Raw genomic sequence first — 20560 nt, 5'->3', positions numbered from 1 at the left:
CCCCCGCTGGCCGAATTATTCCCTGATGCAGTCCACTGTATAGCAGCGACCTGTAGGAGTTTCCTGACAGTTGAGGCCATGCACGTCGATATCGAAACCGGGGAAGCTCTGGTCGAAGGTCCGGGCGAACTCCAGGTAGTCGATGATGGCCCGGGTCTGGGCGGTGAAGCGCTCACCCGGCATGATCAGCGGGATACCCGGCGGATAGGGCACCAGCATCACCGCGGCGATGCGGCCCTGCAGCTGGTCCAGCGGCACCGCCTCCACCTCGCCGCGCACCAGCTTGTCGTAGGCATCGGCCGGCTTCATCGCCACTTCCGGCAGCTTGGTGTACATCCGCCGCAGGGCCTTGGGGGTCGCACTGTTGCGGTAACAGGCGTGCAACGCGCCGCAGAGGTCGCGCAGGCCCATGCCGGCATAACGCGCGCCGTGGGCGGCTGCGATGGAGGGCAGCGCCTGGGCCAGGGGCTGGTTGGCGTCATAGCCGCGCTTGAACTCCAGCAGCTCGGTCAGCAGCGTGCTCCACTTGCCCTTGGTGATGCCCATGGAGAACAGCACCAGGAAGGAGTAGAGGCCGGTCTTCTCCACCACCAGCCCGCGTTCCCAGAGAAACTTGCTGACCACCGCCGCAGGAATGCCCTGCTCCCCCAGCTTGCCGTCCGCGGTGAGGCCCGGCGTCACCAGGGTGACCTTGATCGGGTCGAGCAGCACGTAGTCTTCCGCCACCTCGCCGAAGCCGTGCCAGCCGGTATCCGGGCGCAACAGCCAGTCCCCGGTGGCGACGACATCGGCGCCCTCCACCAGCGGCGGTTGCCAGATGCCGAACCACCAGTCGTGTGCCTCCAGGTTCTGCCGCACATTGGCCAGGGCCCGGCGAAAGCGCAGCGCCTCGTCGAAGGTTTCCTGGATCAGCGAGCGCCCGGCCGGGCCCTCCATCATGGCCGAGGCCACGTCCAGCGAGGCGATGATGCCGTACTGGGGCGAGGTGGAGATGTGCATCATGAAGGCTTCGTTGAAGCGGTGGCGGTCGAGCCGGCGCGCGCCGCCGTCCTGCACGTGGATCATCGAGGCCTGGCTGAAGGCCGCCAGCAGCTTGTGGGTGGAGTGGGTGGTGAACACCAGGGGCGAGTGCGCCTCGCGCCGGGTGCACATGCCATAGCGCCCGGCATAGAACTCGTGGAAGGCGGCGTAGGCGTACCAGGCCTCGTCGAAGTGCAGCACGTCCACCGAGTCGCCCAGGGCCTGCTTGATCAGTTCGGCGTTGTAGCAGAGGCCGTCGTAGGTGGAATTGGTCACCACCGCCAGCTTGACCTTGGGCTCGCGCCCCTTGGCCAGGGGGCTGGCGTCGATCTTGGCCTGGATCGATTCGCGGCTGAATTCGCTGAGGGGAATCGGCCCGATGATGCCCAGCTCGTTGCGCTCCGGCGTCAGGTACAGCGGGATGGCACCGGTCATGATGATCGAATGGACGATGGACTTGTGACAGTTGCGGTCCACCAGCACCAGGTCGTCGCGGCCGACCATGGAGTGCCAGACGATCTTGTTCGCGGTCGAAGTGCCGTTGATCACGAAGAAGGTGTGGTCGGCGCCGAAGTTCTGTGCCGCACGCGCCTCGGCCTCGGCCAGCGGGCCGGTGTGGTCGAGCAGCGAGCCCAGTTCGGGCACCGAAACCGAGAGGTCCGAGCGCAGCGTGTTCTCGCCGAAGAACTGGTGAAACGCCTGCCCTACCGGACTCTTGCGATAGGCCACGCCACCGCCGTGACCCGGCGTATGCCAGGAATAGTTGGACTGGGCGGTGTGCTCCACCAGGGCACGGAAGAACGGCGGCAACAGCCCCTCCAGGTAACTGCGCGCGGCGCGGGCCACCTGGCGGGCGAGGAAGGGCACGGTGTCCTCGTAGAGGTAGAGCAGTCCGCGCAGCTGGTTGAGGTCGGCCATGGCCTCGGCCGGGGCGTTCTCGATGGTCACCTGCTCGCCCAGGGCGAAGATGGGGAGCTGCGGCGCACGCACCCGGGCGACGCGGATCAGTTCCACCATGTCCTGCAACAGGCGCTGGTTGTCCCCGGCGCCTTCGGCGGCGACCAGGATGCAGGCCAGGCCGTGGTGGGTGGAAGCGACGATGCGGCCTTCTGCGGAACTGGCGGTGGGGAGGATGGTGAAACCGTCCTGCTCCAGCTCACGGGCAATGCTGCGCACCCGGTCGCCGGCGACGGTGTCGGCCTTGATATCGCGATGGACGATGAGGACGGGGAACTTGAGCTCTTTATACATTGTGGCTCCCTGAGGGGCGGTCCCGGCCGCCTATGCCCTCAGGGTAGAAGCTCGCTCGCGGGGGCGGTACCCCCGCAGCCACTGGCTGTACGTAAAGGTCGCAATCAGGACGCCGGCGGCGCCTCCAGCTGCACCCAGAGCGCCGGCGCCCCGGCGGACTTCTCGATGGCCGCCAGGCGCGAGGCATGGGCTGCCAGCTCCTCGTCGCTGGCGCGGATCACCCGGCCGCGGGCGCGGTCGGCCGGCAGCCGGCGGATCGGGGATGCGTGGGCGCGGCCCCCCGTGCCATCGCCACCCTCGCCCGCGAGGGACAGGTTGGTCTGGCCACCGGTCATCGCCAGGTAGACGTCGGCGAGGATCTCGGCGTCGAGCAGTGCGCCGTGCAGCTCACGGTTGGAGTTGTCGACGTCGTAGCGCTTGCACAGGGCGTCCAGGCTGTTGCGCTGGCCCGGGTGGCGCTCGCGGGCCATCAGCAGGGTGTCGAGCACCGTGCAGTATTCGCTGACGTCGCTGCGCTCGGCCTGCCCCAGCAGGGCGAATTCGTTGTTGATGAAGCCGACGTCGAACGCCGCGTTGTGGATGATCAGCTCGGCGCCCTTGATGAACTCGAAGAATTCGTCGGCGACATCCTTGAAGCGCGGCTTGCCCACCAGGAACTCGTTGGTGATGCCGTGGACCGCGATGGCGCCTTCATCCACCTCGCGGTCGGGTTGCAGGTAGACGTGGAAGTGACGACCGGTCAGGCGTCGGCCTTCCAGTTCGACGCAGCCGATCTCGATGACCCGGTGGCCATCGGTGACCGGCATGCCGGTGGTTTCAGTATCGAGGACAACGTAACGCATGTTCAGAACCTATGAAGGAGGCTGCCGCAATGACGGCGAAATTCTAGCGGGCACCCAGCTCGCTGACACCCCGGTTGGCCAACTGGTCGGCGCGCTCGTTGCCGGGATGGCCGGTATGGCCACGCACCCACTGCCAGCTCACGCTGTGGCGATTGACCTGCTCGTCCAGGGCCCGCCAGAGGTCGGCGTTCTTCACCGGCTGCTTGGCGGCGGTCTTCCAGCCGCGCTTCTTCCAGTTGGGCATCCACTCGGTGATGCCCTGCATCACGTACTGGGAGTCGGTGATGATCCTGACCTCGCACGGGCGCTTGAGCGCCACCAGCCCCATGATGGCGGCCATCAGTTCCATGCGGTTGTTGGTGGTTTCGCGCTCGCCACCCCAGAGTTCGCGCTCGGCGCCCTTGTAGACCAGCAAGGCGCCCCATCCACCGGGGCCGGGATTGCCCTTGCAGGCGCCGTCGGTATAGATCTCGACCAGATCGCTCACTTATGCCTCATGTTTCGAATCGCACCGGCTGACCTTGGCCACCGGCATGGGAACCAGCTTGCCCATGGGCTCGCGCCTGGGCTGACGCAGCGGACGCAGACCGATCACCAGCTTGCGCGCCACCAATAGATAGAAGCCCGCGCCGAAACCTTGCCCGGCGGCGCCCCGACGCTCCAGGCGGGCCAGGCGGGATTGCCAGGCGGCCGAAGCGAGCGGCGGACGATAGCACCCGAAGCGGCGTTTCTCCAGCGCGAAGCCCAACAGGTTGAGCCAGTCGCTGACCCGCGCCGGCGAGATGCAGCGGGCCTGGCGCAAGGCGTCGCTGGCGAAGTAGTGGCGCACGCCCCAGGCGCTCCAGGGATTGACCCCGATGATCATCAGGTGCCCGCCGGGCCGTACGCTGCGTGCGGCTTCGCGCAGCAGGCTATGGGGAGAGAGGCAGAAATCCAGGCCATGCTGCAGCACCACCACGTCGGCGGCGTGCTCGCTGAGGGGCCAGGCCGCCTCCTCGCAGGCGATCTCCACCCCCGGCAAGGGCGCCCCCAGGTGTACGCTGCGCTGGATCTGCTTGGCCCCCGGCGGCAACTCCGCGCGCGGGCCGTAGTGCACCAGGTAGCCGCCGAAGTAGCGCGCCAGCTCGTCCTCCAGGAGGCGCTGCTCTTCGAACAGCATCAGACCGCCCAAGGGCCCGGAAAACCAGGAACGGGCCCCTGCTATCAGTTCCAGCCAATCGGCATCGGCTTGGGCGAATGCTTTCTCGGTCATGGCAATCTCCTGCGTCAGAGCCCTAAGATGCTCCATTGCTCTCTGCTTGGCGACTCCCTTCATGATCAAGATCGACGCCCTCCCCGCCTTTTCCGACAACTATCTCTGGCTGCTGCAGGACGCCGGAAGCCGTTGCTGCGCCGTGGTCGACCCCGGCGACGCCGCGCCGGTGCTGGCCTGGCTCGACGCCCATCCCGGCTGGCAGCTGACCGACATCCTGGTCACCCACCATCACGGCGACCATATCGGCGGCGTGGCCCAGTTGAAGACTGCCTGTGGTGCACGTGTACTCGGACCGGCACTGGAGAAGATTCCCGCACGCGACCAGGCCCTGGCCGACGGCGACAGCGTCCGGGTACTGGGCCTGGAGTTCCGGGTGATCGGGGTTCCCGGCCATACCCTGGGTCATATCGCCTATTACCATGAAGACCGCGAGCGACCCCTGCTGTTCTGCGGCGACACCCTGTTCGCCGCCGGTTGCGGCCGACTGTTCGAAGGCACCGCGGAACAGATGCACCACTCCTTGAGCCGCCTGTCGGCGTTGCCGGCGGCCACGCTGGTGTTCTGCACCCACGAATACACCCTGAGCAACCTGCGCTTCGCCAGGGCCGTGGAGCCCGGCAACCACGCCACTTCCGCGCGTTTCGACGAGGTCGCCCGGCTGCGCGAGCGCGGCGCCATCAGCCTGCCATCCACCATCGCCCTGGAGCGGGCCACCAACCCCTTCCTGCGGGTGACTGAAACATCCGTTAAACAAATGGCCGACGAGTGGGCCGGCCGGGATAACCCTACGCCCGCCAAGGTTTTCGCCGCCCTCCGTGCGTGGAAAGACCAGTTCTGAACCCCCGGAGAGACGCGGGCCGGCTGGTGAAAACTTGACCAGCCATAGGTCGATTTCTAGAATCGCCGGACTTTTTTGCCGGAAAAACCTCTCAGCCAATGTTGTCTTCGCCGATCAGAACCTTCGACCTGGATGCATTGGCACGAGCCGCTCGAGCCCTTGTGGTGGTGTGCGCCGTCACCCTCGCCGGCTGTTCGGGCACCGGCCAGAAGGATGAAGGCCAGGGCCGGGACACCGATCGCGCGCTGGGCATGAACCAGCAGCCCCAGTGGCTGGAAGAAGCCGAGACCGAACCTGAACCCCAGGACCTCTGGGACCGCATGCGCAACGGTTTCAAGCTGCAGGACGAGATCGGCGTCAACCCGCGTATCGAGCGCCAGCGCCTCTGGTACGTGAGCAAGCCCTCCTTCCTGGAAAGTGCCAGCTCCCGCGGCAGCCTCTATATCCACTACGTGGTGGAGCGCCTGGAAGAGCGCAACATGCCCCTGGAGCTGGCCCTGCTGCCGGTGGTGGAAAGCGCCTACAACCCCTTCGCCTATTCCCGCAGCCACGCCGTGGGCATCTGGCAGTTCATTCCGTCCACGGGCCGCCACTACAACCTGCGCCAGACCAGCTGGTACGACGGCCGTCGCGACATCACCGCCTCCACCAACGCCGCCCTGAACTACCTGGATCGCCTGCACGAGATGTTCAACGGCGACTGGTTGCTGGCGCTGGCCGCCTACAACGCCGGCGAAGGCACCGTCAGCCGCGCCATCGAGCGCAACCAGAAGCTCGGCCTGCCCACCGACTACTGGAACCTGCCCCTGCCCCAGGAAACCCAGGACTACGTGCCCAAGCTGCTGGCCCTGTCGCAGCTGGTGATGGCGCCGGAAGCCTATGGCGTGAACCTGAACCCCATCGCCAACGAACCCTACTTCGAAGTGGTGGAGGTCAAGCAGCAGCGTCTTGATCTGTCCCGCGTCGCCGAAATGGCGGACATGGACGCCGACGAGATGTACCAGCTCAACCCGGCCTTCAAGAAACGCATCACCATGGACGGCCCGCAACACCTGCTGGTGCCCACCGACAAGGCCGATCTGCTGACCGCCAACCTCGCCCTGATGAAGCCCCAGGAACTGGTGGACTGGCAGCAATACCGGGTGCGCAACGGCGACAGCCTGAATGGCATCGCCAATCGTTACCACGTGACGGTCAAGACCCTGAAGGAAATCAACGGTCTCTCCGGCAACCATCTGCGCGTAGGCCAGCAACTGAGCATTCCGGTCGAGCCGGGCCTCAAACCCGAGCGACCGCTGTTCCAGAACGTCGCCAGCAGCAAGGCCCCGACGCCCGCCCCGGCCCCGGCACGCAGCCACAAGGTCAGGAGCGGCGACAACCTCTGGACCATTGCCCGCCAGTACAAGGTGGACGTCCAGGACCTCAAGCGCTGGAACCGCCTGAAGGGCAACAGCCTCAAGGCGGGCCAGGTGCTGAAACTGCAGGGCGGCGCCACCCGGGTCGCCAGTGCCGGCAAGGGCCAGGCCAAGGGCGACGGCCGCGAGTCGGTGACCTACTACAAGGTCAAGCAGGGGGACTCGCTGTACCTCATCGCCAAGCGCTTCAATGTCGAGATGAAGCACCTGCAGCGCTGGAATCCCCGCAGCGGCGGCAGCCTGAAACCGGGCCAGACCCTGACCGTCTACCTGCCCTGACGCCCCTCACCCCCGGCCCCCGCCCTGCGCCCCGGCCTGATCGCTGAGCGCTCAGGGCACCGCACCAATCTCGCCTGCAATGCGAGCCGTGATGGTGGACAGAAAAGCGCTATCCACCCTTTTTTCCGGACTGTGGTCAAAATGCTGGCCAGGTCCCCGCAGGCTGGCCCTTTTTTCTTGCCGGTACAAGCTGTTACTGTACTTGCCAGCCGTCACCGCCGACACCCGCGGCGCGTGACTCCCCACACGATTTCGCCGGCCCGATGCCCGCGCCCTCCTGCCAGCGAGACCAGCGCCCATATGCCCGACACGATAGCCATGGATCGGATCCCCGCCTGATGCGTCGCCTTGCTTTCCTGCTCATCGGCCTGCTGGCTCAACCCTGTTTCGCCGGCCTGATCGAAAGCCACGGCTACGCGCAGTTCGGCACCCTGAAATACCCCGCCAACTTCGACCATTTCGCCTGGGTCAACCCCGCAGCCCCCAAGGGCGGCACCCTGCGGGTCATGGCCTTCGGCACCTTCGATACACTCAACCCCTACACCTTCAAGGGCACCAGCCCGGTGGCCACCCCCAACTTCCTGCAGTACGGGGTAACCGAGCTCAACGAACCCTTGATGGCGGGCACCGGCCAGTACGACCCCTCCGGGGACGAACCCGCCTCCAGCTACGGCCTGATCGCGAAGAGCGTCGAGTACAGCGAAGACCGTAGCTGGGTGGTCTTCAACCTGCGCGAAGAAGCGCGCTTCCACGACGGCAGGCCGATCACCGCCTATGACGTGGCCTTCTCCTACCGCACCCTGGTGAAGAACGGCCATCCGCAGTACCGCACCAGCCTGCAGGAGGTGAAGCGGGTCGACATCCTGGGCCGCCATCGCATCCGCTTCGTGCTCAAGCGCGCCGGCAATCCGCTGCTGATCCTGCGCCTCGGCGAGCTGCCGGTGCTGCCCCAGCACTACTGGAAGAACCGCGACTTCAAGGCCACCACCTTCGAGCCGCCGCTCGGCAGCGGCCCCTACCGCATCACCCAGGTGCGCCCCGGACGCGGCCTGGTGTTCGAGCGGGTCAAGGACTGGTGGGGGGAGAAGCTGCCGGTCAACCGCGGCAAGTACAACTTCGACCGGGTGGAGGTGGAGTTCTACCGGGATAGCAACGTCGCCTTCGAAGCCTTCAAGGCCGGCGAGTTCGACTTCTACATCGAGCACCAGGCGAAGAACTGGGCCAACGGCTATCGTTTCCCGGCCATAGCCAGGGGTGACGTGATCCGCGCCGAGATCCCGCACCAGATACCGACCCAGACCCAGGCGCTGTTCATGAACAGCCGTCGCGCCGTGTTCCAGAACCGCAAGGTGCGCGAAGCCATGGGGCTGATGTTCGACTTCGAATGGACCAACCGGACCCTGTTCAACAACGCCTACATACGTGCCACCAGCTATTACCCGAACAGCGAGTTCAGCGCCGTGGGCAAGCCCGAGGGTCACGAGTGGCTGCTGCTCTCGCCGCACCGCAAGGTATTGCCGGAAGCTCTCTTCACCCAGCCATTCCAGGTGCCCACCACCGAAGGTCGCGGCATCCCGCGGGAAACCCTTCGCCGCGCCCTGGGTCTATTGGCCGACGCCGGCTGGAAGCTGTCCGGCCAACGCCTGCTCGACGACCGTGGCCAGCCGCTGCGCTTCGAGATACTGCTGGTCAACCCGAACCTTGAACGCATACTCCAGCCTTACCGCGAGAACCTCGAAAGCATCGGCATCGACGTCAGCCTGCGCACGGTGGACCGTGCCCAGTACAAGCAGCGCCTGGACCACTTCGACTACGACATGATCCTGATGACCCTGCCGCAGACCCTGAGCCCCGGCCTGGAGCAGTATCTCTATTTCCACTCCAGCCAGGTGGGCGTGAAGGGCAGCAAGAACTACGCGGGCGTGGCCAACCCGGTGGCCGACGAGATGATCGACAAACTCCTCGGTGCCCAGAGCCGCGACGAACAACTGGCCGCCGCGCGCGCCCTCGACCGCACCCTGCTCTGGGAGCACTACAGCATCCCCAACTGGTACATCAACTATCACCGCCTGGCGTACCGCAACCGGTTCGCCTTCGTTACCACGCCGCCCTATACGCTGGGCCTGCGCGCCTGGTGGCTGAAGCCCACGGAGAACGCCCGATGAGCAAAACGCTGCGCACCCGCTGCCTGCAAGGCTGTGGCGCCCTGCTGCTGTCCCTGGCCGGCCTCGCCGTCGCCGAGCCCAAGTACGCCATCACCCTCTACGACGAACCCGCCAAGTACCCGGCGGACTTCACCCACTTTTCCTGGGTCAATCCGGATGCCCCCAAGGGCGGCGTCCTGCGCCTGGCCGGTGTCGGCGGTTTCGACAGCCTCAACCCCTTCATCCCCCGCGGCAACTCGGCCGACCAGTTGGGCCTGATCTACGACAGCCTGACCTTCCACTCCCCGGACGAACCCTTCACCGAGTACGGGCTTCTGGCGGAAAAGATCGAGAAGGCGCCGGACAACAGCTACGTACGCTTCTACCTGAACCCCAAGGCGCGCTTCCACGACGGCAAGCCGGTGACGGCCGAAGACGTGGTCTTCACCTTCAACACCCTGGTCGAGCACGGCGACCCGATGTACCGCCACTACTACGCCGACGTGGCCAAGGTGGAGGCCGAGGACGCCCAGCGTGTGCGCTTCGACTTCAAGCACTCGGGCAACCGCGAGCTGCCGCTGATCCTCGGCCAGATCCAGGTGCTGCCCAAGCACTTCTGGGAAGGCCGCGACTTCGGCAAGACCAGCCTGGAGCCGCCGCTGGGCAGCGGCCCCTACCGCATCGCCAAGGTGAATGCCGGCCGCACGATCCGCTATGAGCGGGTCAAGGACTGGTGGGCCAAGGACCTGCCGGTGACCCGCGGCTACTACAACTTCGACGCGATCGACGTCGACTATTACCGGGACACCTCGGTGGCCCTGGAGGCCTTCAAGGCCGGTCAGTTCGACTTCAACCTGGAGTATTCGGCCAAGGACTGGGCCACCGGCTACGACGGCCCCGCCCTGCGCGCCGGCAAGATCATCAAGGAAAGCCTGGTCAACCATAACCCCACCGGCATGCAGGGCTTCGCCTTCAACATCCGCCGCCCGGTGTTCCAGGACCGCCGGGTACGCGAGGCCATCGCCCAGCTGTTCGACTTCGAGTGGGCCAACAAGCAGTTGTTCTTCGGCTCCTACAAGCGCACCAGCAGCTACTTCGAGAACTCCGAGATGGCTGCGCACCAGTTGCCCGACGCCGCGGAGCTGAAGATCCTCGAACCGCTCAAGGACCAGGTGCCGGCCGAAGTCTTCACCCAGGTCTTCCGGCCGCCGGTGAGTGACGGCAGCGGCATCATCCGCGAGCAGAAGCGCCGCGCCTACCAGCTGCTGATGGAAGCCGGCTACAAGATCGAGAACGACAGGATGGTCGGCCCCGACGGCAGGCCGCTGGCGTTCGAGATCATGATCGCCCAGGCCAACCTGGAGCGGGTGATCCTGCCCTTCAAGCGCAACCTGGCGGAACTGGGCATCGACATGCAGATTCGCCGTGTGGACGTTTCCCAGTACATCAACCGCCTGCGCTCGCGGGACTTCGACATGATTCCCGCCACCTGGGGCCAGTCCAACTCGCCGGGCAACGAGCAGATGGAATTCTGGCATTCGCGCAGCGCCGACAGCGCCGGCAGCCGCAACTTCATCGGCCTGCGCGACCCGGCCATCGACAAGCTGGTGGAGGGCCTGATCCGCGCCGACTCGCGGCAAAGCCTGGTAGAACATGCCCGCGCCCTGGATCGCGTGCTGCTCTGGGGCCATTACGTGGTCCCCAACTACTACGTCGACACCTGGCGGGTGGCCTACTGGAACCACTTCCAGCGGCCGGCCACCACCCCCCTCTACGACTACGGGCTGTTCACCTGGTGGCAGAAACCGGGCACGGAAACTGCTAGCCAGTCCGAGCCATCCCCTTCCGCGCCGGATTCCCAGTAAATGCTCGCCTACATACTGCGTCGACTTCTGCTGATCATTCCCACCCTGTTCGGCATCCTGCTGATCAACTTCATCATCATCCAGGCCGCCCCCGGCGGCCCGGTGGAGCAGATGATCGCCAGGCTGGAAGGCTTCGATGCCGCCGCCGGCGGCGCCACCGGCCGCATTTCCGGCGGCGGTGCCGAGGTCGCCACGGCCGGTTCCAACTACCGCGGCGCCCAGGGCCTGGACCCGGAGCTGGTGAAGGAAATCGAGAAGATGTACGGCTTCGACAAGCCGGCCCACGAACGCTTCTGGCTGATGATCACCAACTACCTGAAGCTGGATTTCGGCAGCAGCTTCTTCCGCGACGCCAAGGTCATCGACCTGATCGCCGAAAAACTGCCGGTCTCCATTTCCCTCGGGCTCTGGAGCACCCTGATCATGTACCTGGTGTCCATTCCCCTGGGGATCGCCAAGGCGGTCCGTCACGGCAGCGCCTTCGACGTCTGGAGCAGCACGGCGATCATCGTCGGCTACGCCATCCCGGCCTTCCTCTTCGCCATCCTGCTGATCGTGCTCTTCGCCGGCGGCAGCTACTTCGACTGGTTCCCCCTGCGCGGCCTGACCTCCAACAACTTCGACGAGCTGAGCCTCACCGGCAAGCTCCTCGACTATTTCTGGCACCTGGCCCTGCCGGTGACCGCCCTGGTGATCGGCAACTTCGCCACCCTCACCCTGCTGACCAAGAACAGCTTCCTCGACGAGATCAACAAACAGTACGTGATCACCGCCCGCGCCAAGGGCCTGTCAGAGAACCGCGTGCTCTATGGCCACGTCTTCCGCAACGCCATGCTGCTGATCATCGCCGGCTTTCCGGCGGCCTTCATCGGCATCTTCTTCACCGGCTCCCTGCTGATCGAGGTGATCTTCTCCCTCGACGGCCTGGGCCTGATGAGCTTCGAGTCCGCCCTGAACCGCGACTATCCGGTAGTGTTCGGCACCCTCTTCATCTTCACCTTGCTGGGACTGGTCGTGAAACTGATCGGCGATCTCACCTACACCCTGGTCGATCCGCGCATCGACTTCGAAAGCCGGGAGGGTTGAGCATGGCACTCTCCCCCATCAACCGGCGGCGCTTCGAGCGCTTCAAGGCCCACAAGCGCGGCTGGTGGTCGCTCTGGATCTTCCTCTTCCTCTTCGCCCTGAGCCTGGGTGCCGAGCTGATCGCCAACGACAAGCCGCTGGTGGTGAGTTACGACGGCCAGTGGTACTTCCCCATCCTCAAGCGCTACCCGGAAACCACCTTCGGCGGCGAATTCCCGCTGGAGGCCAACTACAAGACGCCCTATATCCGCGAGCTGATCGAATCCAAGGGCGGCGACATGATCTGGCCGCCCATTCCGTTCAGCTACGAGACCATCAACTACGAACTCAAGGTGCCGGCCCCCGCGCCGCCTTCGATGGAGAACTGGCTGGGCACCGATGACCAGGGCCGCGACGTCCTGGCGCGGGTGATCTACGGCTTCCGCATCTCGGTGCTCTTCGCCCTGACCCTGACCATCCTGAGCTCCATCATCGGCGTCATAGCCGGTGCCCTGCAGGGCTTCTACGGCGGCTGGGTGGACCTGGCCGGACAGCGTTTCCTGGAGATCTGGTCAGGTTTGCCGGTGCTCTACCTGCTGATCATCCTGGCCAGCTTCGTGCAACCGAACTTCTGGTGGCTGCTGGGCATCATGCTGCTGTTCTCCTGGATGAGCCTGGTGGATGTGGTGCGCGCCGAGTTCCTCCGCGGCCGCAACCTGGAGTACGTGCGTGCCGCCCGAGCGCTGGGCATGCAGAACGGCGCCATCATGTTTCGCCATATCCTGCCCAACGCCATGGTCTCCACCATGACCTTCATGCCCTTCATCCTCACCGGCGCCATCGGCACCCTGACCGCGCTGGACTTCCTCGGCTTCGGCCTGCCGCCGGGAGCCCCCTCCCTCGGCGAGCTGGTGGCCCAGGGCAAGTCCAACCTGCAGGCGCCCTGGCTCGGCATCTCCGCCTTCCTGGTGCTGGCGGCCATGCTGAGCCTGCTGGTGTTCATCGGCGAAGCCGCGCGCGATGCCTTCGACCCGAGGAAGTGAGATGAGCGAGAACCTGATCGAAGTACGCGACCTGTCCGTCGAGTTCGTCAGCGGCGAACAGGTCCAGCGCGTGGTCGAGGGCGTCAGCTTCGACATCCGCAAGGGCGAGACCCTGGCCCTGGTGGGCGAAAGCGGCTCCGGCAAGTCGGTGACCGCGCATTCCATCCTGCGCCTGCTGCCCTACCCGCTCGCCCGCCATCCCAGCGGCAGCATCGGCTACGCCGGCAATGACCTGCTGAAGCTGCCCGAGTCCAGGTTGCGCGGCATTCGCGGCAATCGCATCGCCATGGTCTTCCAGGAGCCCATGACCTCGCTCAACCCGCTGCACAACATCGAAAAGCAGATCAACGAGGTGCTCGCCCTGCACAAGGGCCTCACCGGCCAGGCCGCCACCCGACGCACCCTGGAGCTCCTGGAGCTGGTCGGCATCCCCGAGCCGCACAAGCGCCTGAAGGCCTATCCCCACGAGCTCTCGGGCGGACAGCGGCAGCGGGTGATGATCGCCATGGCGCTGGCCAACGAGCCGGAGCTGCTGATCGCCGACGAACCCACCACGGCGCTGGACGTGACCGTGCAGCTGAAAATCCTCGAACTGCTCAAGGAACTCCAGGCGCGCCTGGGCATGGCGCTACTGCTGATCAGCCACGACCTCAACCTGGTTCGGCGAATTGCGCATCGCGTATGTGTCATGCAGCGCGGTTGCATCGTCGAACAAGCGTCGTGTGATGAGCTGTTCCATGCACCGCAGCATCCCTACACCCGGGAACTGCTCGGCGCCGAGCCTTCGGGCCAGCCGGCGGAGAACCCGGTGGGGCCGCCACTCCTGGAGGTCGATGACCTGCGCGTGTGGTTCCCGATCAAGAAAGGGCTGCTGCGGCGCACCGTGGATCACGTCAAGGCCGTGGACGGTGTCAATTTCAGCCTGCCCCAGGGACAGACCCTGGGCATAGTCGGCGAAAGTGGCTCCGGCAAGTCCACACTGGGCCTGGCGATCCTCCGGCTGCTGGGCAGCCGGGGCGGCATCCGCTTCCAGGGCCAGACCCTGGACGGGCTGTCGCAGAAGGAGGTGCGGCCGTTCCGGCGCGAGATGCAGGTGGTCTTCCAGGACCCCTTCGGCAGCCTCAGTCCGCGCATGTGCGTGGGCGAGATCGTCGGCGAGGGGCTGCGGATCCACCGCATCGGCACCGAAGCGGAGCGGGAACAGGCCATCATCGACGCGCTCCTGGAGGTAGGCTTGGACCCGGACACCCGGCACCGCTACCCCCATGAGTTTTCCGGCGGGCAGCGGCAGCGGATTGCCATTGCCCGGGCGTTGGTGCTGAAACCGGCACTGATCCTGCTGGACGAGCCCACTTCGGCGCTCGACCGGACGGTTCAGCGCCAGGTAGTGGAGTTGTTGCGCAGGCTACAGACCAAGTACGACCTGACCTACCTGTTCATCAGCCATGATCTGGCGGTGGTCCGGGCGCTGAGCCACCAGTTGATGGTGATCAAGCACGGCAAGGTGGTCGAGCAGGGTCCGGCCGATGCCATCTTCGCCGCCCCGCAGCACAGCTATACGAAGCAGTTGCTGGAAGCCGCCTTCCTGGCTCCAGGAACTGCCCATTAACCAGAAGAGGATGAAAGCACATGGGTTTTCTCGCCGGTAAGCGCGTACTGATCGTTGGCGTAGCCAGCAAACTGTCCATCGCATCGGGCATCGCTGCAGCCATGCACCGCGAAGGCGCCGAGCTCGCCTTCACCTACCAGAACGAAAAACTGAAAGGCCGCGTGGAAGAGTTCGCCGAAGGCTGGGGCTCCAGCGCCGAGCTGTGCTTCCCCTGCGACGTCGCCAAGGACGAAGAGATCGTTGCGGTCTTCGAAGCCCTCGGCAAGAAGTGGGATGGCCTGGACTGCATCGTCCACTCCGTCGGCTTCGCTCCGGGTGACCAACTGGACGGCGACTTCACCGAAGTCACCACCCGCGACGGCTTCCGTATCGCCCATGACATCAGCGCCTACAGCTTCGTGGCCCTGGCCAAGGCCGGCCGCGAGATGATGAAGGGCCGCAACGGCAGCCTGCTGACCCTGTCCTACCTGGGCGCCGAGCGCACCATGCCGAACTACAACGTGATGGGCATGGCCAAGGCCAGCCTGGAAGCCGGCGTTCGCTACCTGGCCGGCAGCCTCGGCCCGGAAGGCACCCGCGTCAACGCCATCTCCGCCGGTCCGATCCGCACCCTGGCCGCCTCCGGCATCAAGAGCTTCCGCAAGATGCTCGCCGCCAACGAGAAGCAGACCCCCCTGCGCCGCAACGTGACCATCGAGGAAGTCGGCAATGCCGGCGCCTTCCTCTGCTCCGACCTGGCCTCGGGCATCAGCGGCGAGATCCTCTACGTGGACGGCGGTTTCAACACCACCGCCATGGGCAACATCGAAGACTGATAGTCGCCCTGACGAAAGAGCCCGCACATGTGCGGGCTTTTTTGTGGGCGTGGGCGGGCACCGGCTCCCGTAGGGTAGATGTCGCTTTTTACATCCACCAGCGAGGCCAGGTTCGGCACCGATGGTGGATCGGTGAAGCGTGATCCATCCCCAAAAGAAAAAGGCCGCATTATGCGGCCTTTCTCGTCCAGCGAGCGGATCAGAAACGTTCGATCTCTGCTTTCGCTTCCAGCTGGCGGCGGAAGGACGCGAAGTCCTGCTGGCCACTGCGCGAGGCGAGGAAGCGCCTGTACATGGCCTTCTCCTGCTCGGAGAGCTTCTCCTCGGGCTGGTTGACACCGTTCAGGCGGATCACCACGAAGTCGCCGTTGTTCAGCTTCACGCCGGTGAACTCGGGCTTGTCCGCAGCGGTCGGCTTCGGCATGCGGAACAGCGCCTGCAGCAGGACCGGCTCGACGCCTTCCTGGCTGCGGGTGGCGGCTTCCACCACCTTCCAGGACTGGCCGTCCTGGGCCTGCTCGACCGGAGTCTTGCCTTCGCGCAGGCTGGCCATCAGGGCGTCACCCTTGGCCTTGGCCGCTTCGCTGGCCTTCTGGGTCAGCAGGTGCTGGCGAATGCTGTCGCTGACCTTGTCCAGTCCAAGCTGTTCAGGCTTCTTGTGCTCCTTGACGCGCAGCACGACCACGGTGTCCGGATCGAGCTCGATGGCAGAGCTGTTGGCGCCGTCTTCCAGGACTTCCGGGCTGTAGGCAGCCTGCAGGACCTGGCGGTTGGCGGTCAGGCCTTCGCCACCTTCACGACCGAAAGGCGCGCTGGTCTTCACTTCCAGGTTCAACTCCTGGGCCGGCTGGGCCAGGTCGGACGCCTCGAAAGCTGCATCTTCCAGTTCCTTGCTCGCCTCGACGAAGCGCTGCTCCACCTGCTGGGCCTTGATGTCGTGCTCCAGCTTCGGCTTCAGGCTCTCGAAGCTCGGCACTTCAGGCGCCTGCACGCCCAGCAGCTTGACCAGGTGCCAGCCGTACTGGGTACGCACCGGTGCCGAAACCTCGCCCTGCTTCAGCGCGTACAGGGACTCTTCGAAGGCGGGCTCATAGACGCCGGGACCGGCGAAGCCCAGGTCACCGCCATTGGCGGCGGAACCGGAGTCGTCGGAGAATTCCTTGGCCAGGGCGGCGAAGTCCTCACCCTTGTCCAGGCGCTGCTTGATCTGTTCGATCTTCGCCTTGGCCTGCTCCTCGTTCAGCTTGTCGTTGACCTCCACCAGGATGTGGGCGGCCTGGCGCTGCTCGGCGAGGTTGCTGATCTCCTTCTGGTACTGGGCCTGGAGGTCTTCCTCCTTGGCTTCGACCTGGCTGAAGAAAGCTGCCTTCTTCAATTCGACGTACTCGATCACCACCTGCTCGGTACTCATGAACTGGTCGAGGTGACCGTCGTAGTACGCCTTGATCTCGTCGTCGGAAACGCTGACCGCAGCCGGATCGGCCTTCAGGGTCAGGGTCGCGAAGTCGCGGGTCTGCTTCTCGAGACGGGCGAAGGCTTCCACTTCGGCGTCAGTGACGAAACCGCTGCCCGCCAGGCCGGCACGCAGCTGGCCGATGAGCATCTCCTGCTCGAGCATCTGGCGGAACTGCAGGCGGTTGTAGTTCATCTGGCGAATGACCTGGTCGAAGCGGTCGGCATTGAACTTGCCATCCACCTGGAATTCCGGGGTCTGCAGGATGAGCTGGTCAAGGGCGCTCTGCGAGAAGGCGAAATCAGCCTCCTGGGCGCCTTGCAGCAGGAGCTTGCGCTCGATCAACCCTTTCAGCGCGGCCTCGCGCAGCAGCTTCTCGTCGAGAAGCGAAGCGTCGAAGTCCTTGCCCAGTTGCTGCTGCAGCTGGCGACGCTGGAGATTGACCGCTTCGCTCAGCTGGTCCTGGCTGATCTCCTCGCCATTGACCTCAGCCGCATTCTGGCGATTGCTGGTGGCATTGAAGATGGCGTCGAAGCCGGTCAGTGCCAGCAGCGCGATGATGACGCCAATGATGGTTTTGGCAATCCACCCCTGTGAATTGTCCCTGATGTTCTGCAGCATGGGTCCCCCAGAAACGGTCGCGTGGAATCGCAACCGAGTAACGCGGGTAGAGTATCCGAATATGAGAAAGGCGCATCCTAGGATGCGCCTTCTCGTAGCTTGCGGGCCGGAGGTTCGACCTCTCTGGCAACGGGCAGATTACCTTCGTCGCCACCGCTCCGCTATCGAACCGAGCTGAAACCCGGCCCGGTCGGGCAGAGCCCGAAAGACGCTTAGTTTACGGCGTCTTTCAGAGCTTTACCGGCTTTGAAGCCAGGAATCTTGGCAGCAGCGATCTTGATCGGCTTGCCAGTCTGCGGGTTGCGGCCAGTACGAGCAGCACGCTCTTTAACGGCGAAAGTACCGAAACCCACCAGCACCACGGAATCACCGGCCTTCAGAGCGCCAGTAACGGATTCGATAACTGCGTCCAGAGCACGGCCGGCTACAGCTTTCGGGATATCAGCAGATGCGGCGATAGCATCAATCAGTTCCGACTTGTTCACTCTTAAGTCCCCTTATTTCTGTTGAGTTGTTTCTTAGTTGTCTGGTGTAAGCAAAGCGGGTGCTGGATGGCCTGCTAACACATAAGAGCCGCTTTATAACAAGGGCTCTAAAAATGTGTCAAGGAAGCCCCCCGGCTAATGCGTGCTGATTCGCTCCTTGGAATCAGTCTCGCGCTTGTCATCCTTTGCAACCATCTCCGGAGCCGCATCGGGCAAGGGCTCCGGGGCGTATTGCAGCGCAATTTGCAGGACCTCGTCAATCCATTTAACGGGTTTAATCGCCAAGTCTTGCTTGATATTTTCCGGAATTTCTTTCAGATCACGCACATTCTCTTCGGGAATGATCACGGTCTTGATTCCGCCACGATGTGCAGCCAGTAACTTCTCTTTCAGGCCACCAATCGCCAACACCTGACCACGCAGGGTAATTTCTCCGGTCATGGCTACATCGGCGCGGACGGGAATCTGGGTCATGGCCGAAACCAGCGCAGTGCACATTCCAATACCGGCGCTGGGGCCATCTTTCGGAGTAGCCCCTTCGGGCATGTGGATATGGATATCCCGTTTCTCGTGGAAATCCGCAGGAATTCCCAGGCTTTTCGCGCGGCTGCGCACTACGGTCAGCGCCGCGGTGATGGATTCGGCCATCACGTCACCCAGGGAACCGGTCTTGGTCAACTGGCCCTTGCCAGGAACCACCGCGGCCTCGATGGTCAGCAGTTCGCCACCCACCTGGGTCCAGGCCAGGCCGGTCACCTGGCCGATCTGGTCCTGCTGCTCGGCCAGGCCGTAGCGGTACTTCCGCACACCGAGGAAATGCTCCAGGGACTCAGCCGTCACCTGCACCGCGAAACGCTTCTCGTGGGCGTGCTCCTTCACCGCCTTGCGGCAGACCTTGGCGATCTGGCGCTCCAGGCTACGCACGCCGGCTTCACGGGTGTAATAACGGATGATGTCGCGAATCGCCGCTTCGTCGAAGTCCAGCTCCCCTTTCTTCAGGCCATTGGCCTTGGTCTGCTTGAGCGCGAGGTATTTGACGGCGATGTTGACCTTCTCATCCTCGGTGTAGCCCGGCAGGCGGATCACTTCCATGCGGTCCAGCAGCGGAGCCGGAATGTTCATGGAGTTGGCGGTGCAGAGGAACATCACATCCGAGAGGTCGTAGTCGACTTCCAGATAGTGGTCGTTGAAGTTGTGGTTCTGCTCGGGGTCGAGCACTTCCAGCAGCGCCGACGCGGGATCGCCACGCATGTCGCTGCCCATCTTGTCGATCTCGTCGAGCAGGAACAGCGGGTTGCGCACACCGACCTTGGTCATCTTCTGGATCAGGCGACCCGGCATGGAGCCGATGTAGGTACGACGATGGCCACGGATCTCGGCCTCGTCACGCACGCCACCCAGGGCCATGCGCACGAACTTGCGGTTGGTAGCGCGGGCGATGGACTCGGCCAGCGAAGTCTTGCCGACCCCGGGCGGGCCGACCAGGCAGAGCACCGGGCCCTTGACCTTCTTCACGCGCTTCTGCACGGCGAGGTACTCGAGAATGCGTTCCTTGACCTCTTCCAGACCGTAATGGTCGGCGTCGAGGATTTCCTCGGCCTTGGCCAGGTCCAGGCGAACCTTGCTCTCGGCCTTCCACGGCACATTGACCAGCCAATCGATATAGGAACGCACCACGGTGGCTTCGGCGGACATCGGCGACATCTGCTTGAGCTTGTTCAGCTCGGCATTGGCCTTGGCCAGGGCTTCCTTGGTCAGGCCGGCATTGTCGATGCGCTTCTTCAGCTCCTCGACCTCGTTATGGCCTTCATCAATATCGCCCAGCTCTTTCTGAATGGCCTTCATCTGCTCATTCAGGTAGTACTCGCGCTGGCTGCGCTCCATCTGCTTCTTGACGCGACCGCGGATGCGCTTTTCCACCTGCAGCAGATCGATTTCGGCATCCAGCAGTGCCAGCACATGCTCGACGCGCTCGGGCAGGTCGGTCAGCTCGAGGATTTCCTGCTTCTGCTCGATCTTCAGCGCCATGTGGGCTGCCATGGTGTCGACCAGGCGGCCCGGCTCGTCGATGCTGTTCAGCGAGGACAGCACCTCGGACGGGACTTTCTTGCCCAACTGGACGTATTGCTCGAACTGGCTGAGCAGGCTGCGGATGAATACTTCGGATTCGCGCTCGCCGGCATCGACTTCGTCGATCAGGCTGACTTCGGCGCGACAATGGCCGTCAACTTCGATGAAACGCTCAATGGCGCCACGCTGCTCGCCTTCGACCAGCACCTTCACAGTGCCATCCGGCAACTTGAGCAGCTGGAGCACGGTGGCGATGGTGCCCATGCGGTACAGCGCATCTTCGCCCGGGTCGTCGTCGGCCGGATTCTTCTGGGCAACCAGCAGTATCTGCTTGTCCCCTGTCATCGCGGCTTCGAGCGCCTCGATGGATTTCTCGCGCCCCACGAACAGCGGGATGACCATGTGCGGATAGACCACTACATCGCGCAATGGCAGGAGAGGTAATTCGGCGGTTGTATTCATGGTATCAGCTCTACGGCGGCCCTCGGGC

The 20560-nt window shown here is 64.4% G+C and carries 15 protein-coding genes; 8 read left to right on the top strand and 7 right to left on the bottom strand.

From position 1 onward, the window contains the following. Positions 1–15: 15 nt before the first annotated feature. The 4 genes from ACFPU0_RS22535 to ACFPU0_RS22520 form a co-directional block, all read right to left on the bottom strand. On the bottom strand, positions 16–2271 hold the full coding sequence (locus tag ACFPU0_RS22535; protein WP_377695520.1) for an Orn/Lys/Arg decarboxylase N-terminal domain-containing protein: 2256 nt from the start codon (positions 2269–2271) through the stop codon (positions 16–18). Between the two features lie 104 nt (positions 2272–2375). Beyond that, a complete protein-coding gene (gene dnaQ, locus ACFPU0_RS22530; protein ID WP_377695519.1) occupies positions 2376–3113 on the bottom strand; it encodes a DNA polymerase III subunit epsilon in 738 nt (245 codons plus the stop codon). A gap of 43 nt (positions 3114–3156) precedes the next feature. Then, positions 3157–3600 carry a ribonuclease HI gene (rnhA, locus tag ACFPU0_RS22525; protein ID WP_377695518.1) on the bottom strand — a complete coding sequence of 148 codons (444 nt, stop codon included), beginning with the start codon at positions 3598–3600 and terminating at the stop codon, positions 3157–3159. After that, positions 3601–4365 carry a methyltransferase domain-containing protein gene (locus ACFPU0_RS22520; RefSeq protein WP_377695517.1) on the bottom strand — a complete coding sequence of 255 codons (765 nt, stop codon included), beginning with the start codon at positions 4363–4365 and terminating at the stop codon, positions 3601–3603. It abuts the gene before it with no gap. Positions 4366–4426: 61 nt separating this feature from the next. On the opposite strand from ACFPU0_RS22520, the gene gloB reads away from it, so the two are divergent. The 8 genes from gloB (at position 4427) to fabI (ending at position 15441) form a co-directional block, all read left to right on the top strand. After that, complete coding sequence (gene gloB / locus ACFPU0_RS22515; RefSeq protein WP_377695516.1) at positions 4427–5206, top strand: hydroxyacylglutathione hydrolase; 780 nt, start codon at positions 4427–4429, stop codon at positions 5204–5206. A 98-nt stretch (positions 5207–5304) separates the two neighbouring features. Continuing rightward, positions 5305–6900: a lytic transglycosylase gene (locus ACFPU0_RS22510; RefSeq protein WP_377695515.1), complete on the top strand. Its 1596-nt coding sequence runs from the start codon at positions 5305–5307 to the stop codon at positions 6898–6900. Between the two features lie 338 nt (positions 6901–7238). Further along, complete coding sequence (locus ACFPU0_RS22505) at positions 7239–9065, top strand: extracellular solute-binding protein (RefSeq protein WP_377695514.1); 1827 nt, start codon at positions 7239–7241, stop codon at positions 9063–9065. Then, positions 9062–10909: an extracellular solute-binding protein gene (locus ACFPU0_RS22500; protein WP_377695513.1), complete on the top strand. Its 1848-nt coding sequence runs from the start codon at positions 9062–9064 to the stop codon at positions 10907–10909. The genes ACFPU0_RS22505 and ACFPU0_RS22500 overlap by 4 nt, the downstream gene beginning before the upstream one ends. Then, positions 10910–11995 carry a microcin C ABC transporter permease YejB gene (locus tag ACFPU0_RS22495; RefSeq protein ID WP_377695512.1) on the top strand — a complete coding sequence of 362 codons (1086 nt, stop codon included), beginning with the start codon at positions 10910–10912 and terminating at the stop codon, positions 11993–11995. 2 nt (positions 11996–11997) lie between these two features. Continuing rightward, positions 11998–13017, top strand: coding sequence for an ABC transporter permease (locus ACFPU0_RS22490; protein WP_377695511.1), 1020 nt, complete (start codon positions 11998–12000; stop codon positions 13015–13017). Position 13018: 1 nt separating this feature from the next. Next, positions 13019–14626 (top strand): ABC transporter ATP-binding protein, encoded by a 1608-nt coding sequence (locus ACFPU0_RS22485; protein WP_377695510.1) that lies wholly within the window; start codon positions 13019–13021, stop codon positions 14624–14626. A gap of 20 nt (positions 14627–14646) precedes the next feature. Then, positions 14647–15441, top strand: a complete 795-nt coding sequence (gene fabI / locus ACFPU0_RS22480; protein ID WP_377695509.1) for an enoyl-ACP reductase FabI — start codon at positions 14647–14649, stop codon at positions 15439–15441. A 199-nt stretch (positions 15442–15640) separates the two neighbouring features. On the opposite strand, the gene ACFPU0_RS22475 is transcribed toward fabI, so the two are convergent. The 3 genes from ACFPU0_RS22475 to lon all read right to left on the bottom strand — a co-directional run bounded on the left by ACFPU0_RS22475 (position 15641) and on the right by lon (position 20532). Further along, a complete protein-coding gene (locus ACFPU0_RS22475; RefSeq protein ID WP_377695508.1) occupies positions 15641–17515 on the bottom strand; it encodes a SurA N-terminal domain-containing protein in 1875 nt (624 codons plus the stop codon). A gap of 212 nt (positions 17516–17727) precedes the next feature. After that, positions 17728–18000 carry a nucleoid-associated protein HU-beta gene (hupB, locus tag ACFPU0_RS22470; protein WP_003087931.1) on the bottom strand — a complete coding sequence of 91 codons (273 nt, stop codon included), beginning with the start codon at positions 17998–18000 and terminating at the stop codon, positions 17728–17730. 135 nt (positions 18001–18135) lie between these two features. Then, positions 18136–20532 (bottom strand): endopeptidase La, encoded by a 2397-nt coding sequence (lon, locus tag ACFPU0_RS22465; protein ID WP_377695507.1) that lies wholly within the window; start codon positions 20530–20532, stop codon positions 18136–18138. Positions 20533–20560: the final 28 nt, after the last annotated feature.

The organism is Pseudomonas sp. GCM10022186 (assembly GCF_042656385.1).
Classification (GTDB): domain Bacteria; phylum Pseudomonadota; class Gammaproteobacteria; order Pseudomonadales; family Pseudomonadaceae; genus Metapseudomonas.
The sequence above is the reverse complement of the archived record's forward strand: the minus strand, read 5'-3'. Positions and strand labels throughout refer to the sequence as shown.

Bases quoted from the DNA above. Each gene is read 5' to 3' on its own strand.
- lon (WP_377695507.1), bottom strand. From the start codon at position 20,532: ATGAATACAACCGCCGAATTACCTCTCCTGCCATTGCGCGATGTAGTG.
- ACFPU0_RS22495 (WP_377695512.1), top strand. From the start codon at position 10,910: ATGCTCGCCTACATACTGCGTCGACTTCTGCTGATCATTCCCACCCTG.
- gloB (WP_377695516.1), top strand. From the start codon at position 4,427: ATGATCAAGATCGACGCCCTCCCCGCCTTTTCCGACAACTATCTCTGG.
- fabI (WP_377695509.1), top strand. From the start codon at position 14,647: ATGGGTTTTCTCGCCGGTAAGCGCGTACTGATCGTTGGCGTAGCCAGC.
- ACFPU0_RS22475 (WP_377695508.1), bottom strand. From the start codon at position 17,515: ATGCTGCAGAACATCAGGGACAATTCACAGGGGTGGATTGCCAAAACC.
- ACFPU0_RS22500 (WP_377695513.1), top strand. From the start codon at position 9,062: ATGAGCAAAACGCTGCGCACCCGCTGCCTGCAAGGCTGTGGCGCCCTG.
- ACFPU0_RS22505 (WP_377695514.1), top strand. From the start codon at position 7,239: ATGCGTCGCCTTGCTTTCCTGCTCATCGGCCTGCTGGCTCAACCCTGT.
- dnaQ (WP_377695519.1), bottom strand. From the start codon at position 3,113: ATGCGTTACGTTGTCCTCGATACTGAAACCACCGGCATGCCGGTCACC.
- ACFPU0_RS22535 (WP_377695520.1), bottom strand. From the start codon at position 2,271: ATGTATAAAGAGCTCAAGTTCCCCGTCCTCATCGTCCATCGCGATATC.
- ACFPU0_RS22490 (WP_377695511.1), top strand. From the start codon at position 11,998: ATGGCACTCTCCCCCATCAACCGGCGGCGCTTCGAGCGCTTCAAGGCC.
- ACFPU0_RS22485 (WP_377695510.1), top strand. From the start codon at position 13,019: ATGAGCGAGAACCTGATCGAAGTACGCGACCTGTCCGTCGAGTTCGTC.
- ACFPU0_RS22510 (WP_377695515.1), top strand. From the start codon at position 5,305: ATGTTGTCTTCGCCGATCAGAACCTTCGACCTGGATGCATTGGCACGA.
- ACFPU0_RS22520 (WP_377695517.1), bottom strand. From the start codon at position 4,365: ATGACCGAGAAAGCATTCGCCCAAGCCGATGCCGATTGGCTGGAACTG.